The sequence below is a fragment of the Paenibacillus sp. 8b26 genome (genome assembly GCF_050626875.1).
Lineage (GTDB): Bacteria > Bacillota > Bacilli > Paenibacillales > Paenibacillaceae > Paenibacillus.
This window is the reverse complement of record NZ_CP192445.1, coordinates 5,449,667-5,466,401: the sequence shown is the minus strand read 5'-3', so window position 1 is coordinate 5,466,401 and position 16,735 is coordinate 5,449,667. Positions and strand designations below refer to the sequence as shown.

The 16,735-nt window shown below is 47.9% G+C and carries 10 protein-coding genes; 6 read left to right on the top strand and 4 right to left on the bottom strand.

What is annotated here, in order from left to right:
- The first annotated feature begins 193 nt into the window (after positions 1-193).
- On the top strand, positions 194-796 hold the full coding sequence (locus ACQ4MX_RS25375; protein ID WP_134913564.1) for an ANTAR domain-containing response regulator: 603 nt from the start codon (positions 194-196) through the stop codon (positions 794-796).
- 19 nt (positions 797-815) lie between these two features.
- Positions 816-1,889, top strand: coding sequence for an anthranilate phosphoribosyltransferase (locus ACQ4MX_RS25370; RefSeq protein ID WP_431087961.1), 1,074 nt, complete (start codon positions 816-818; stop codon positions 1,887-1,889).
- Between the two features lie 117 nt (positions 1,890-2,006).
- Here ACQ4MX_RS25370 and nasC read toward each other — a convergent pair whose 3' ends face one another.
- Together nasC and nirB are read right to left on the bottom strand one after the other, a co-directional pair.
- Entirely contained in the window at positions 2,007-4,181 is a 2,175-nt protein-coding gene (gene nasC, locus ACQ4MX_RS25365) for an assimilatory nitrate reductase catalytic subunit NasC (RefSeq protein ID WP_431087959.1), read from the bottom strand.
- A 67-nt stretch (positions 4,182-4,248) separates the two neighbouring features.
- Positions 4,249-6,435, bottom strand: a complete 2,187-nt coding sequence (gene nirB, locus ACQ4MX_RS25360; protein ID WP_431087957.1) for a nitrite reductase large subunit NirB — start codon at positions 6,433-6,435, stop codon at positions 4,249-4,251.
- A 408-nt stretch (positions 6,436-6,843) separates the two neighbouring features.
- Between nirB and ACQ4MX_RS25355 the strand changes: the two genes are divergently transcribed.
- The 4 genes from ACQ4MX_RS25355 to ACQ4MX_RS25340 all read left to right on the top strand — a co-directional run bounded on the left by ACQ4MX_RS25355 (position 6,844) and on the right by ACQ4MX_RS25340 (position 13,416).
- The gene (locus ACQ4MX_RS25355) at positions 6,844-8,085 is read left to right on the top strand and encodes a nitrate/nitrite transporter (protein WP_431087956.1); all 1,242 of its coding nucleotides are present in this window, start codon (positions 6,844-6,846) and stop codon (positions 8,083-8,085) included.
- Between the two features lie 395 nt (positions 8,086-8,480).
- A complete protein-coding gene (locus ACQ4MX_RS25350) occupies positions 8,481-10,199 on the top strand; it encodes an NAD-dependent malic enzyme (RefSeq protein WP_431087955.1) in 1,719 nt (572 codons plus the stop codon).
- 104 nt (positions 10,200-10,303) lie between these two features.
- Positions 10,304-11,260: an AEC family transporter gene (locus tag ACQ4MX_RS25345; RefSeq protein ID WP_431087952.1), complete on the top strand. Its 957-nt coding sequence runs from the start codon at positions 10,304-10,306 to the stop codon at positions 11,258-11,260.
- 392 nt (positions 11,261-11,652) lie between these two features.
- Positions 11,653-13,416, top strand: a complete 1,764-nt coding sequence (locus tag ACQ4MX_RS25340; RefSeq protein WP_431087950.1) for a methyl-accepting chemotaxis protein — start codon at positions 11,653-11,655, stop codon at positions 13,414-13,416.
- Positions 13,417-13,506: 90 nt separating this feature from the next.
- Here the strand turns inward: ACQ4MX_RS25340 and ACQ4MX_RS25335 are convergent, their stop codons facing one another.
- A complete protein-coding gene (locus ACQ4MX_RS25335; protein WP_431087947.1) occupies positions 13,507-14,559 on the bottom strand; it encodes a glycoside hydrolase family 53 protein in 1,053 nt (350 codons plus the stop codon).
- 89 nt (positions 14,560-14,648) lie between these two features.
- Positions 14,649-16,694, bottom strand: coding sequence for a beta-galactosidase (locus tag ACQ4MX_RS25330; RefSeq protein WP_431091409.1), 2,046 nt, complete (start codon positions 16,692-16,694; stop codon positions 14,649-14,651).
- Between the last annotated feature and the right edge of the window lie 41 nt (positions 16,695-16,735).

Below are 16,735 nucleotides of genomic sequence, written 5' to 3'. Positions count from 1 at the left end.
ATCACTTTTTTATAAAGTTTGGATTGATTTTCAGACGAAAACACGCCAAAATGGATTAAAAGTCCGTTCTCACTTGATAATGATCAAAAAATACGTAGACAGACAAAAACCTATGTCATGTTTGTTATCAGGAAATACCATCTGACTTCCCCCATCGCTAACTACCTTTATGTTACAGAAAGGAGGAGCCCGCTTGCGTTCCTTGTTGGTAATTCACTCACATTCAGAGCATGTATCCGGGCAGGCGCACGCCGTTTCCTCACGGCAGGCAGGGCCTGAGCACCTTTTGGAGTCCAACGGATATGTGACGCTACCCTGCCGTGATGCATCTGAAATTAAACAGCTAATTCATGATGCGGATGCGGCTGTACTGAATATACCTGTCGGTGCCATCAGCACATGGTCCGGCAGGCTGGAGCAAGCCAAAGCAATCCCACTGCTCTGGTGGTGCAGCCCGGAATCTGCTCTGTCATCGACGGAATCCTGTGAAGCCAATGTTCCCGTCGACGGCATTTTAATCCCTGCTATGGCAGCACATGAGCTGAATTGGGCTCTTCACTTTAGCGCCAAGCGCTTTTTCGAACGCCAGCACTGGCTAAGTGAACGTAAACAACTGACCGCTCGGCTGGAAGAGCGCAAATGGATTGACATGGCCAAAGGAATACTTGGCGAAGTAAACGGCATTCCGGAAGCGGAAGCATACGATCTGCTGCGAAAAAAAGCAATGAATGAGCGTAAGCGGATCGTTGATGTGGCCATCTCCATCGTCAAAGCACAGCAAATGCTAAAGGCATAGATTTGAAAGGGGCCTTAATATGAACATTATTGAAATATTAAAAGAGGTTGGACGCGGCAAAAGAGGCGCCCGGGATTTGAATTACATCGAAGCCGAAGCCGCTGCCGAGCTTATTATGACCCGGTCGGCAACACCTGCACAAATCGGGGCCTTCTTTGCCGCGGAACGCATCAAAATGGAGAGCATCGCCGAGTTGGAAGCATTCGTCAACGTCTGTCGCAAATACGCCCATCGCTTCCCGATGCAGGAGGGTATAGATTTCGCAGGTCCCTACGATGGCAGAAAATCATCATTTATCGCCACCTTTGCCACCGCTTTTCTAGTTGCCGCGCACGGGGTCCCAGTGACAATGCACGGAAGTGCGCCCCTTCCTCCCAAATGGGGTATTACACTCCCCCTTTTGCTGCAGGAAATAGGGATAACATCTGAAAACATGACACACGAAACCGCCATTCACGCCGCAAAGCTGACAGGCGTATTATTCGCAGCCTCCGAGCAGTGGTGCACACCTCTGAGAGAGCTGCGTACTATTCGCGAAGAGCTAGGGCTGCGCACGGTGCTGAACACAACCGAGAAACTGGTTGATTACGGTGCTTCTCCGTATATCGTATTCGGCGTTTTCCACAATACCGTGTTCGATAAGACGGCGAAACTTATGCAAAATCTGAATTATCGCAGGGCTCTGATCGTCCAGGGGAGCGAAGGATCGGAGGACCTGTTCATCGATCGGCCGACCCGGACTTACCTGCTTGCTAACGGCGAAGTGTCACTGCAGGTTATTGATCCGGAAATGTACGGGCTGGATTCGGTGGTACCAGAGCATAACTGGACGCCAGCCGAACAGCTACGCATAACGGAGGAAGTGCTACAAGGCACAGCTCCTATAGCTTTTTCGAATCAAGTGCTACTCAACGGCGCGGTCCGGCTGTTCGTTGCAGGGCGAGTCGACTCCATAGAGGAGGGTTTGTACACCTGCAAACCGCTGCTGGAAAACGGGGCCGCCTGGGATTTGTATTGTCGCTGGCGTGAAGCTATGCTCAGAAAAGAAATAAAAACGGGAGCCAGCATATCCGAAACCCGATTGCATTTATAGTACGAGCATCACGCAGTCTAGCGATTGTGGATCATAAACTGAACAGGTCAAAAGGCCAGCTCCTGCACTCATATCAGGGGCTGGCCTTTTATGCAAAGAAAAAGGAATGCTGTAGAACTAAAACCATTCACCACTATCTGCACTGATCGATTCTACAGCCAGGTGGAGAGGACGGATGCGTACAGCAGCCGTTTTAAAGCCGGGCATTCGGCAGAACGGATCAAGGTCTGCTCGGGTCGCCCGGTTTACATTTTGCGCCCCGCCCCAATGCATGGGTACGAAGAGCGTGTCTTCACGGATATGTGGCCTGATTCGGCTGCGCACCGTGAAGCTTCCGCGCTGTGAGGTGATTTCTACCCACTCCCCGTCCCTGATATGCCAGCGCCGCGCTGTACGTGGATGAATTTCCACAAAGTTTTCAATCTCGCGCGCAGTCAGCGACGGACTTCTGCGCGTTTGTACGCCTGTCAAATAGTGAGCCAGCACGCGTCCGTTCGTCAAAATAAGCGGGTATTCCTCTGACGTATCCTCTCCTGCTTCACGGCTTTCAACCACCGTAAAAACAGCCTTTTGATCGGAATGGGCAAAGCTTTCCCGAAACATCGTATCCATACCCGCTTCGTCCGGAGAGGGACATGGCCAATATACCCCTTCCTCACGACGCAACCTGCTGTACGTGATCCCGTAATAATCGGCAGGACCGCCCCGGCTGGCAAATCGCAGTTCTTCAAAGATATGCTCGGCATCTTTGTACGAGAAGTAGCTCCCCTTGTCCAGCCTCGCAGCCATTTGACATAAAATACTCCAGTCATCTCTAGCCTCGCCCGGTGCGGGCCGCGCCGCTTCCCGCAACAGAACACGGCCCTCCAGATTGGTCATCGTCCCCGTATTCTCCAGATAAGATGTTACAGGCAAGACAATGTCGGCCATCTGCGCTGTTTCAGTAAGGAACATATCCGCCACAACCAACAGATTCAGCTTTTTCAGTCCTTCCTCCACCAGTCGGACATTCGGATTAGATACGACAGGATTGGATCCCATCACGAACAGAGCTTGAATTTCTCTCTGATGAACAAGCTCCATCATTTCATAGGCCGACACTCCTTTTCCCGGCAAACTACCTGGTTCAACTCCCCACACGGATGCCACATAGACTCGATCTTCTTCATTCTCAATCGATCTGTAGCCAGGGAGCTGGTCAGCCTTTTGGCCATGCTCTCGTCCCCCTTGCCCGTTACCCTGGCCCGTGATGGCCCCGTAACCGCATCCTTCCCTTCCAATTTTGCCGGTGGCCAGCACCAGATTAAGAAATGCACGCACCGCCATATGTCCATCTGTCTGCTGCTCGACGCCCCTGGCCGTAAAAACGATGCCGGTGCCTACACTGCCAAAGGCGCGTGCAGCCTTTTGGATCATATCCAGATCAATTCCGCACAGCGCAGCCGATTCGTTCAGATCCACATCATTCAAATGAGTCAACAGCTGATCGAACCCGTTAGTCCGCTTGCGGATAAACTCTTCATTCGCAAATCCTTCATCCACGATGACCTTTAGCATGGCATTGGCCAGCACAGCATCCGTACCTGGCTTGATTTGCAGGTGCAGATCGGCAGCAGCCGCCGTTGGTGTCGCGCGCGGGTCAATTACGATGACAAACGCGCCGTTTTCCTTCGCCTGGTGAAAATAAGGCATTAACGTCGGCTGGCATTCAGCGATATTCGTACCTGCGAGCACAATACAACGAGCTAACGGAATATCAGCCAGCCTGCAGGTCAGTCCGCGGTCAACGCCAAACACCTTGCTGCCAGCGGATGCCGCAGCCGACATGCAGAAGCGCCCGTTATAATCGATATAGCGCGTACCTACAGCCACTCTGGCAAATTTACCGAGTAAATAAGCCGTTTCATTCGATAGCGAACCTCCGCCGTAAATGCCGATTGCATCGGGACCCTGCGTAGACAGTAGCGAAGAGAAACTGCTAGCTACAGTATCCATCGCCTCTTCCCACGTGACTGGCACAAGTATGCCCGCTTTGCGCATGAGGGGCTGTACCAGCCTTTCCGCATGAGTCGCATGCTGATGCGCATTCATTCCCTTAATGCACAGCCTACCCTGCGAGGCTGCATTAGGTTTCCCTTCCGCCTTATACACTGTACGGATGATACCCGCGAGTGTCTCCGTACACGTACTAACGGTCATCTTACATTGCACGCTACAAAACGGGCACTGTGTATCCATAACTGCCGGTGCGTGTAGCCCAGCTTCCGGTTTGCCTTCTCCTGACTGACACATAAAGTCTCCCCTCTCCATTCTTCATAACTTTATTGTCTGCACACGCACGAATCGCTACAATTCCTGCTTAACCAGTTACCCTGTCCGCATTGTAGTCGCGCAGGCTGCCCGCCAGTCCACTTCGAAGAGCTGCGTCGAGTACGCCTTCCCGCAGCACCAAAACGTCAGTCCGTTCAATCCACTCCCACATTTTTTCCCCATATCGTGCGTTATGCCAATATATTTGCAAGCAAGCAGTAGCCATTAAGACCGCTTCTTCCGGGTCCTCCTCCACTCCAAGCAGCCGTCCCTGGCGAACCGGATGCTCCGCATGACCACCAGCATAAACCTCCCAGCCTGCTGGCGATCGGGATAGCCCCATGTCGTGGACAAGCACACCTCCGGGATACTCCGGTCCCGGGCAAACTGCAACTGCAATCGGCGACGGCAACGCGCGGCTTCCCCAGACAGCCGACAACCGTTCTCTCATCCAGGCTACTTCTACCAAAGCCTCGCCGCGCATCAGGATTGGCTCAGAAAGTGTCTGATTCTCGGCATTCAGGCCCATAAAACGCAGACCCGCAGAGGGCGCTTCTCCTCCACACTGCGGTGTAACCTGAACCGCAACGCCAGCCCCTAATAGATTTGTTGCAGATCTGTCGCGCAAACCGAGAGATTCCAAGTAATAAAGTACAGCCGGACGGCATAATTCACACCCCTGCTGTCTGGTCCAGCCGAGACGGGACACGACTTCCGCCGGAGTCCGACAGGCTGCGTCCACCATAGCTGTTTTAAGCGAATCATGATCGTAATGCGTACATCCGCACACAGGAACAACTTCTTGGGCGGTCGGAGTAACTAAAGCTCCGGAAACTGCCGATCGGGACAAAGCATTTTTGACCAGTGCAGCCACCAGCGGTCGACAGCCCCCACAGGAACCGGATGCTTTTGTCCGGCTCCTCACCTCTTCCACCGTCTTTAGCTTATCTGTAGTGATCGCTCGCAAAATAGTCCCCTTGCTCACGCTGTTGCACGCACATACCGTCTCCTCTTCCGGCAGAGCGGCGGCCGCTTCCTCCGCTCTGCTCACACCTCTATCTTGTGAAGTAAGCTCTGCAGTCGGTGCGCCGCGCCGCACCATTCCAAGCAGCGAGGTACTTTCCGCCGTATTTCCGAACAAAATAGCGCCGGTGACTGCGCCATTACGCATCATCACTTTTTTGTAAATCCCCCGCATACCGTCATATTCCATCACCGCTGTCTCGTTTCCCTCTTCGCGAATGTCTCCTGCTGAAAACACATGGATCCCCGCAACCTTAAGCTGCGCATACGGAACCGACCCTTCATAGGGAGCCGTTTCACGGCCACAAATGACTTTTGCCAACACTTTACCCTGCTCATATAGCGGCGCCACCAGCCCATATGAAATCCCCCGATGCTCAGCGCATTCGCCGACTGCGTAAATACCGGGAATACTTGTGCGCATATAATCATCCACGACAATGGCACGGTTGACTGTCAGACCGCTGTCCTGCACTAATTCGGTATTCGGCCGGATGCCAACCGCCAGCACAATCAAATCCGTTTGTAGTCTCTTTCCGTCCGCAAACATCAGTCCCTGCGCCCTGTTCCGACCCATAATGTTGACTGTTTCCTTTGCCAAATGAAACCGCATTCCCTGTTGCTCCAGCTTCCGTTGCAAAAGCACAGCCGCCGTCCGGTCAAGCTGACGGTTCATAAGATACTGGGCATTATGGACAACTTCGGCTTCCATTCCGAGATTCAGCAGGCCTTGAGCGGCTTCAAGACCCAACAGCCCCCCTCCAATGACTGTGGCCTTCCCGTACGTTTTGGCATATTCAGCCATTGTTTCACAGTCCCCCACATCACGAAAAGCGATGACTCCCTGTTTCCGAGCTCCGGGAATGGGAGGTATGAAAGGCAATGAACCAGTTGCCAGTATGAGAATGTCGTACGGTTCTTTAATGCCCGATTCCGTTTCCACCATACTGGCTGCAATATCAATGCGACAGACACGTTCGCCAGCGCACAGCCTTACTCCGTTCTCTTCATACCAATCCCAGTTATGGGTAATAATATGTTTGAATGAATTTTCACCCTGTAGCATTTTGGACAGGAGCACTCGGTTGTACCCCGGATGTGGCTCTGCACCAAATATCGTGATTTGGAACCGCTCTGGCTCCAGATTGAGTATTTCCTCCACACATTTGATACCTGCCATACCGTTGCCGACGACGACCAGTCTTTTCATCATATTAAACCAGCCCCATTCTCCGAATAAAATAAGACAGAAAAAGCCCTTCTCCATTCATAGGAAAAGGGCACCGTTGCCGCAAATGTCGGCACACCGTTGTGCCGATATGTACCTAAGATTAATGAATTGTGAATGTCATGTCAATATTCAATACATAAAATCTGCATTATTGTCTTTTTTTTATTTTTTATGTTATGTATATTGACATTTGTCGCATCGTTTTTTATAATCTGGATTAAAATCACTCGAACGTGATCGTATCAAGTTGACGCACAATGTGGTGTGTCAGTTACGGCAATGAAGCCGCAAATCGTCCCCAGACACCAGGCAGGGGAGATTCGCGGCTTTTTCACGTTCAAATTACATTTTGCGGACAAAGAACAAAAATAGGAACAGGAGAGATGGAGAATGAACAAAAAAAGTTTCTGGCAAAGCGGACACAAGCCCACCCTATTTGGCTCCTTTCTGTATTTTGATATCAGCTTTATGATATGGGGAATGATCGGACCATTGGCCGTTGTAATTGCTAATGACTATCCAATGGACCCTGTACAAAAAGCCAACCTTGTCGCTCTGCCGGTACTCGGCGGTTCCCTGCTGCGACTCGTACTCGGCTTCATGTCGGATTATATCGGTCCAAAGCTCACCGGGCAGATCGGTATGCTTGTAACAATAATCCCTCTCCTGCTCGGCTGGCTGTGGGTTGATTCGCTGGAGCAGTTGTACCTTGTCGCCCTCCTGCTGGGGGTAGCCGGAGCCTCATTTGCAGCTGCGCTGCCGTTGGCTGGTCAATGGTATCCGAAAGAGCATCAAGGCTTGGCTATGGGAATTGCCGGTGCTGGCAATAGCGGTACCGTTCTCGCCACCTTGTTTGCCAACCGCATCGCCCAATATTTCGGTAGTTGGGAGGCCGTTTTCGGATTGGCCATCATTCCGATCCTCATCGTCTTCATTCTATTCAGTCTTTTTGCCCGCAACAGCCCTCACCGCCCAGCACCAAAAAGTCTGTCGCAATATGCTTCGGTGCTCAAACAAGGGGATGCCTGGGTGTTCTGTGCCTTTTACTGCGTGACGTTCGGCGGATTCGTTGGGCTTTCTAATTATTTGACCATTTTCTTCAATACCCAATATGGCCTCTCCGCGGTACATGCTGCCGATTTTGCGACCGTTTGTGTGATTGCCGGGAGCTTCTTTCGTCCTGTGGGTGGCTTTTTGTCTGATCGGATCGGTGGTTCACGCATGTTAATGTACTTGTATGCCGGAGCCGGGATTATGCTCGCCGGCATTGCGTTTTTACCGCCACTTGCCGTGGTAGTCGTGCTGCTGTTCTTAGGCATGATGTGTCTTGGCGCAGGCAACGGCTCCGTATTCCAACTCGTGCCGCAGCGGTTCGGCAACGAAATCGGGCTCATGACCGGCATTGTCGGCGCTGCTGGTGGCATAGGCGGATACTTTCTTCCCCTTATCCTCGGACATCTGTACAAATCAACGGATTCCTATATGCCGGGCTTCATCTGTCTGAGCCTGATCACTTTCTGCGCCTTTATCCTCGTCATCATAATGCAATTGAAATGGCGTAACAGCTGGATGCGACGCTCTGCTACAGGTACTGATGAAGCCGTCAATCGCATCGGAGAATTAAATACCTGATGTTCATTAAACATAAAGCTGCGAAGCATTGAATTTTGATCCTCAACCATCCCCATAGCCAAAAAAATAGCTTAACTTCGTTTATATAATTCGTTTATATAAAATGAAGTTTAAGCTATTTTTCATGCACACTTAATCGAACCACACCTCAAAAAACTATGATAATCATCATATTTAATCAAGATTTTCCGAAAATATCATGAAAATTAAATGAAATTTTCATTCGAAAAACATTAAAAATCGCTTTCATTTTCATAATTTTTCTTATGTAAACACTTATATAACCATTTTTCACACAACATACTTGTTCACTTGGTTTAAAATAAGGCGTATACTTGTTCACGAATTGTTCAAGGATTAACTAAATGTAATTTTCTAGAAAGAAGGAATTGGAAATGCGTGCTTTTCATTTTACGGAAGACGGATCTATCGAAACCAAATTAACCGGAAAAGATCTACTTGCCAACCCACTGCTGAATAAAGGAGTGGCTTTTACCCTGGAAGAACGGAAACAGCTTGGACTTGACGGTCTCCTTCCTCCTACGATATTAACTATTGAGGAGCAGGTTCAACGGGTTTACGAGCAATTTCAGAGCCAACCGGATAATTTACGTAAAAACGTTGCGTTAAATGATCTTTTTAATCGGAATACCGTCCTTTATTATCGTTTGCTCTCTGAGCACCTAAGCGAAATGCTCCCGATTGTTTATACACCAACAGTCGGCCAGGCTATACAGGAATATAGTCATGAATATCACAAGCCCGGTGGTATGTATTTATCTATTGATAATCTTGCGGGTATTGAAGAGGCTTTTAAGAATTTGAACCTAGACCCTGATGATATCGACCTGATCGTAGCCACAGATTCCGAGAGTATTTTAGGAATTGGGGACTGGGGAGTCGGAGGTATTAATATCTCTATTGGTAAGCTTGCTGTGTATACAGCTGCTGCTGGTATAGATCCTAGCCGGGTGCTGGCAGTTGTTCTTGATGCAGGTACAAACAACGAGAAGCTATTGGAAGATCCTTTATATATGGGGAATCGTCATAAACGTGTACGTGGAGAACAATATGACCAATTTATTGACACTTATGTTCAAGCTGCACTTTCCTTTTTCCCGAATGCCCTGCTGCACTGGGAAGATCTGGGCAATGTCAACGCACGGAACATTATCAATAAATACGGAAATAGTATTTTGACATTTAATGACGATATTCAAGGTACTGGAGCGGTTACGCTCGCAGGTGTGATGTCTGGTGTTCAATTGTCCGGAATCCCACTGAGCAAGCATCGGGTTCTAGTCTTTGGTCCAGGTGCTGCTGGAATCGGCAATGCAGACCAAATTAGCGCCGCCATGATGCTGGAAGGACTGTCAGAAGCAGAAGCAAGACGTAACTTCTGGGCTTATGATTACCGTGGACTGCTTACCAACGAAACAGAAGGACTTTTTCCATTCCAGGTCCCTTATGTTCGTGATGTTGCAGAATGCCGTGACTGGGAACATGCTGAGGATGGCAAAATCCCTTTGCTTGAAGTCATTTGCCGCGTGAAACCGACGATTATGATCGGTACTTCCGGTGTTACTGGGGCATTTAGTGAGGAAATCGTTAAAGAAATGGCCAAGCATACAGAACGTCCTATTATTATGCCTATGTCCAACCCGACTCCACTGGCAGAAGCAACTCCGCAAGATTTGATCCACTGGACCGAAGGAAAAGCCCTCATTGCAACAGGAAGTCCTTTTGAGCCGGTGATCTATAACAATATTAAGTTTGAAATTGGGCAATCCAACAATGCTTTCGTGTTCCCGGGTCTTGGTCTTGGCGCAATCGTGGTAAAATCCAAAATTATAACAGATAGCATGTTTGCAGCAGCTGCCCATGCAGTAGCTCAAATGGTTGATTTGTCGCAGCCTGGTGCTTCCCTGCTGCCAAAAATCAGCGAGCTGCGTGAAGTGTCTGAAGCTGTAGCTGTAGCAGTTGCAGAGGCTGCGGTTCAGGACGGCGTAGCACGTCACCAGCCCGATGATATCCGCCAAGCGGTTCGGGATGCAATGTGGGACTGCAAGTATAGACCGATCAAACAGAATGGCAAAGAAACTGTCCTGGTTTAAGATTAGCGAACAACGTCAGGTTGTATTTGCATACAAGCAAAGTAATTATTGATTACCCGATGTCCGCCAGCCATTTGGCGGACATCTTCATTGGAGGCGACATTATGGCTACGGGTCATATTTTTATCATTTTAATTCCTATTTTCTTTGTCATTTTAATTGGTTATTTTGCAGGTTTGTTCAAAGCATTTAATCCTGCTTCTTCCAAAGGACTGAATACACTGGTAACCAAATTTGCGTTACCTGCACACTTATTTATTGGTATTACGACGACACCAAGGGAAACATTGATTCAAAAATGGCCTTTTCTGGTCGCCCTGCTTCTTGGGGTTATCGGCTTTTATATCGTATTGCTCGTAGGATATCGCTTAATCGCCAAAAAAGCTCTGACCGAATCCTCCATGTTCGCTTTGAATTCAACTCAGCCTTCTTTTGCGTTTATGGGAATCCCGGTTCTGGGCAGCTTGTTCGGGAGCGCGGCTGTCGCCATCCCGATTGCGATCACTGGCATCGTCGTTAATGCGATTCTTGATCCACTTGCAAGTATTTTAGGAACGGTCGGTCAGCGCAAAACAACAGAAGCGGATGCTAAAGGCAACTTGTTTAAAGTCACCATGAAATCAGTCCTTCACGGACTAAGCGAGCCACTTGCCTGCGTACCGCTGATCGGTGTCGTGCTTACTCTATGCGGATTCCAAGCTCCGAAGCTGCTACAATCCATGTTTGATCAACTCGGCAATATCACTTCCGGCACAGCCCTGTTTGCCATCGGGGTAACGATCGGTATTAAAAAGATAACGTTCAGTCCTAAAGCACTTAGCATTGCTGTACTGAAAGCCATCGTTATGCCTATCGTCATGCTAGGTATCGCTGTACTCGTAGGACTATCCCATGAAGATGTAACCAAAGCCGTACTGCTTGTCGCTTTTCCCGGTTCGGCGGTTGCCGCTATGATTGCTTCCCGTTTTGAAACGCTGGAAACGGAAGCCGCATCTGCTTTTGTCATTAGCTCAGTATTGTCGCTTATTTCACTCCCCCTGCTCATTTCACTTCTTATATAAGTAACAGGAATTTTAGAATCCTCGATGTGATGCAGACCTATACATGATCTTAGGGTGCTTGTTTGTTCCCTAATATCTTATTTTTTAAATATTGTCCAAACAATAAAATAATATAGTCATGCCGACAAGCGGTGGTTTCACAACGTTATTTCGTTGTGAAACCACCGCTTGTTATTCTGTAACTTTTCATCTTCTTTTCTCCTCTAAGTCCTATTTTTACCATATGAAAGTGACAAGATTCTTTGTCGGTTTTTGTCACTATATCTCACCAATATGCAACCGATATTCTCCAAATTTAATAAATACCTAACATTTAGAAAGCAAATTGACGAAATATATAAGGGATAGGTTGTATATTAAAAATATATTTTAACTTAAAGGAGAAGAAGCACGTGAAAAACTTGAAGTGGAGCACTATGTCCTTTTTTGGTAAAAATTTATTGATTTCATTCATTAACATCGTATTGATCGGTGCGATTCTCATCACATCCAGCTACATACTTCAAAAGAATATTCTCACCACACAGCTGCAAGACCAGGTTAAGGTGTTAACCAAAAAATGGGCAAATGATGTCGATAAAACGAAAGTAGAGCAAGCCTTGACCGAAAAAGATTATAATGGCACTGTTCAGCAAGATTTACGCAAATTTCTCGACTCCATTCACACGTTTTATCCTAACGTTGCCCAAGCTTACATATTTGGTACAGAGTTAAAAGAAGGAGACCAAACCTCCATTATTGGCGTTCCCACAAATCTAGTTCAACCATTCCAAGATTCCAAAATGAACATAGGGGATATGTATGCTCTTCCTACCGCAAACGTAAAGGCCGTAAATGAAATGCTAAAATCGAAAGAATCGGCGTTGAGCAGCTTTTACACCGACGATTATGGCACATGGACTACCATTGTTTATCCCATTACAGATGCAAGCGGTAAAATTACGAGCTCCATCTACTTTGACGTAGACGCAAGCTCGGTACCTGCCGGACTTCAAAAACTGCTTTTATACGGTGTATCCCTGCTCATTCTGTTCCTTGCTATTTTCTTAACCATTCAATATTTGCTTGTAAAACGTACCCTTTCCCCGATTCGCAGCTTGATGAAGGGCATCGAGGAAGTAAGCGAGGGCAATCTGAATGTTAGCATCAAAACAGGTCAGGATGACCTTGGCATTATCAACCAAAAGTTTAATACCATGATCAAACGTATTAACGATACGATGGTAAAAGTACAAGATACGACGCAAGAAGTTACGGAATCGGCTCAGGAACTGCTAAGCATTAGCGAACAGAATAGTAACAATACGAATGTTATTAACAGCAATATTCAGGAAATAACCCAGGGACTTGAAGCTCAGGATCACGCAGCACTTGAAAGCTCCAGAGCTATGAATGAAATGTCTACGGTTATCCAAACCATTGCTGAAAGTTCCTCCTCCGTAGCAGATCAAGCTTATTCCATGGAAAAACGTTCGGTTGAAGGCAATCAGGTAGCCCAAAAGCTATCAACTCAAATGGATTCTATCTCCACTACAATAGAAAGTACAGTTGATTCCGTTAATGCGCTACAAAACCGATCTAACGAAATCAGTAATATCGTAAGCATCATTACAGGCATTGCCAGCCAAACTAACCTGCTTGCACTGAACGCTTCTATTGAAGCTGCCAGAGTCGGTGAAGAAGGCAAGGGTTTTGCAGTAGTAGCGGGAGAAGTGCGTAATTTGGCTGAGCAATCTCAAGAGTCCGCCAAACAAATTGCAGAGCTTATTGAAGAAATTCAAAAGGAAATTGAACAAACCGTTAAAGGCATGAGTCTAGGTACAAAAGAAGTTCACATCGGACTGGAAGTTACGAAGCAGACAGGCGAAATGTTCTCTGAAATTTTACATGCGGCTAATAAAGTATCGTCACAAATTCAGGAGGTATCCAGTGCGACGGAGCAGATTTCAGCCAGTACGCAGGAAATGTCAGCAACCTCTGACGAGCTGTCATCCACGGTAAGCAAAACGGCAGACAGCAGCAAACAGATTGAGCATACCATTGGAGAACAGGCTGAGTCGATGGCTTCTATCGTCAAAGCTTCCGACAAGCTTACATTGATGTCCGGGGAGTTGGAAGAGCTTATTTCATTCTTCAAGGTAAACCGGAAATCCTAACAATCTACCTTAAATAAGCCAACGAAAACAAAGAACCTCTATTCTGCACATTGTGCGGATTAGAGGTTCTTTGGCATACTCGTACGTACTCTAGTTTATAAAGCCTTCCAGCGCTGAGGTCGGCTTACCGTCAGCCTGCCAAGCACCTTTGTTATAACCCTGATTATAACCTGGGGTTGCAGCCGGTTCCCAATAAAATACCCCCAAGCCTTTGCCGCCCGCGATACTACGAACCTTCGTTTTGATATCGGCAATAAATGCCTTGGAAGTTGCAGGTTCATTATATTCCATTCCGATTTCACTGATGACAATGCCTTTACCGTATTTTGCAATAAGGTTATTGGCATTGGTAATCGTCTGATCCACCTTGCCCTGCCAGTCAGAAGGAGACGGATATAGAGACAGCCCAATGAGGTCGAACTGAGCTCCATTTTCAATCAGTCCACCAATATTCCAGTTTAAAACGGAACTGTTATCCCCGTTAGCTAAATGTACGATTGTCTTGGTACTACTGCTTACCGATTTTACAGCGTTATTTCCCGTATTGACGAGCCACGCATAGTTTTTCATATTCACCGAGGCTTTGCCGTCATCCCAGAGCATTCCGTTGTTCGTCTCATTGCCGATTTGCACCCAGTCCGGTGTCACACCCTTGCTTTTCATTGTATTCATAACATAGACTGTATGGGACCAAACCGCATCCATGAGCTGTGTAAATGTAAAATTGCGCCATGCATAAGGCTTATTCTGCTGTCCGGGATCTGCCCAGGAATCGCTATAATGCAGGGTTAACATAACGCTCATGCCCAATTTTTTAGCTCGTTGCGCCAGTTCTGCTGCCTTTTCGGCATTCATGTATCCGCTTGCATAATCCTTCATGTCAGGATTCACCCAAACCCGGATACGCACCGAGTTGATCTGATAATCATCCCGCAAAATTTGCAGTACATCCCGACGGACACCCTTTTTATCCTTCCAGTTCATACCTTGCGCTTCCATTCCTGCTACCCAGCTTATATCTGCTCCTTTGGCAAAAGCAGGGGCGGCCGAAGCCGCACCACCTCCCACAGAGCCAAATGGATACAAAAAGCTGGATAACAAGATCAACATCGCAAATACCATAGTCCGTTTACTTGTTTTCATAAGTCATCCCCCATCTGAATTGTGTACTCCTCATTGCCTCTGACAAATCTACCAGATCCCTCATTCGGGAAAACGTCAGCCATCACACTCTATACTCTTTCCGATTTACCCCGTTCTGTCTTTAGTACCTTAACAGCATAGGCATCCAATCGAACCTTGCCGTCTTCCACCACATGATTTTCGAGCATATCCGCATAAATTCGTCCATCTAGCCTAATCTCTTGCGGCTCATGAGTGAAATTCAGTATGAAAATATAATCATGAACTCCATCGGTACGAATCGCCGTATTCACTCCATGCGGCAATTGAACATCGAGTGCTTTACTAATTCCTGCGCCATCAATCAAACTTCTGTAAAAATGACTGTTGAACGATCCCGTGTTGCGTGAAGCGATGTAATAAGCTTTTCCCTGTCCCAAGCGGTTCACCGTCAAGGCTGGGCGTCCTGCATAAAAGTCTGAACCGTATACAGCCAGTACCTCTGCACCTTCCGTATGAATGAGATCGCACAATTCCACAGCCTCATACTCACCGTGCAGATCCAACTCATTGCCTTCAACTGGCAAAATATGATTACGGTCGTGATCATGCAGCCCGTCAATCTCTTCCGACCAGATCCCAAGCGTCTTACGAAGCGGCCCAGGAAAGCCTCCAAGAAAGCACAAATCATGTTCATCCACGATACCTGACCAATAGGTTGCTACAAAAATGCCACCGCTTTCAACAAACTTCTGTATACGCTCCCCCACACCACTGCGGACCATATACAACATCGGGGCTACCAAAAGTTTATACTTGGAGAAATCTGCATCCATATGAATGACATCTACAGGCACGCCCTGCTCCCATAGTGCCAAATAATGTGCCTGGGCCGTCTCCTCATATTTTAAACCTTTATTGCGTGGCCCTTGTGAGTCGTTGACCGCCCAGCGATTCTCCCAGTCAAAAATAACTGCCGCCTCTGCTGGTACAGATGTGCCGATAACCTCCTCCAGTTTTTCTAGCGCGTTGCCCACATTTGTCACATCCCCGAACACCCGAGTATGCTCATGCCCCACATGATCGACGACTGCACCATGCAATTTTTCACTCGAACCGCGGCTTTTCCGCCACTGGAAATACTGCACTGTATCTGACCCATGTGCCACAGCCTGTAAAGACGATAGCAGATGCATTCCCGGCCGCTTCAGCTTGCTAACCTCTTGCCAGTTCGTCAAGCTTGGCGTACTCTCCATCAGCATCCAAGGCTTCCCGCCCTTGATTGAACGGATAATATCATGCATCATGGCGACTTTGGCTGCCTGACGGCTATCATCTCCCCCACGGTCATGCCACGTTGGATAGCTGTCCCAGGATACAACATCGAGCAGATCAGCAAACTTCCAGTAATTCAATCCTTCAAAAAACTCCATCAGATTTGTGGTGACTGGAAGCGCCGGGTTTGCAGCCTTGAGCGGTATAATCTCATGTTTGATAAAATCTGCGGTCTGATCAGTCACAAAGCGTCTCCAGTCCAAATTCATAGCATGGACCTGCGTTTCACCGTGAGGGGCCGGAGATTCGATTTGGCTCCAATCCGTAACCGTATGACTCCAAAAGGTCGTCCACCATGCGTGATTAAGCTTATCCAGCGTGCCGTATTTATCCTTCACCCAGGTACGAAATGCCTCCTGACAATAATCACAGTGGCAATCTCCACCAAATTCATTGGAAATATGCCAACCAATGACAGCCGGATGATTCGCATAGCGCTCGGCCAGCTTTGTATTCATGATGCCTACTTTTTCTCGGTATACAGGCGACGTAGAACAGTGGTTATGGCGGACCCCGTGCAGGTTGCGAACACGGTTAGCCTCCACACGTAGCACCTCTGTATATTTTTGTGACATCCAGGCAGGTCTAGCTCCACTAGGAGTAGCTAAAAACGCATATATTCCGTTCTCGGCAAACGAATCCAGGATACGGTCCAGCCATTCAAACGTAAATACACCTTCCTCAGGCTCCAATGAAACCCATGAGAATATGCCGACAGACATCATGTTACATTTAGCCAGTTTCATTAACCGGATATCCTCTTTTAGCACCTCGGGATAATGCTGCCATTGCTCCGGGTTATAATCCGCTCCATGCAGCATACGTGGAACTCGCTCACTGATTGGTGGGTATTTGATTATGT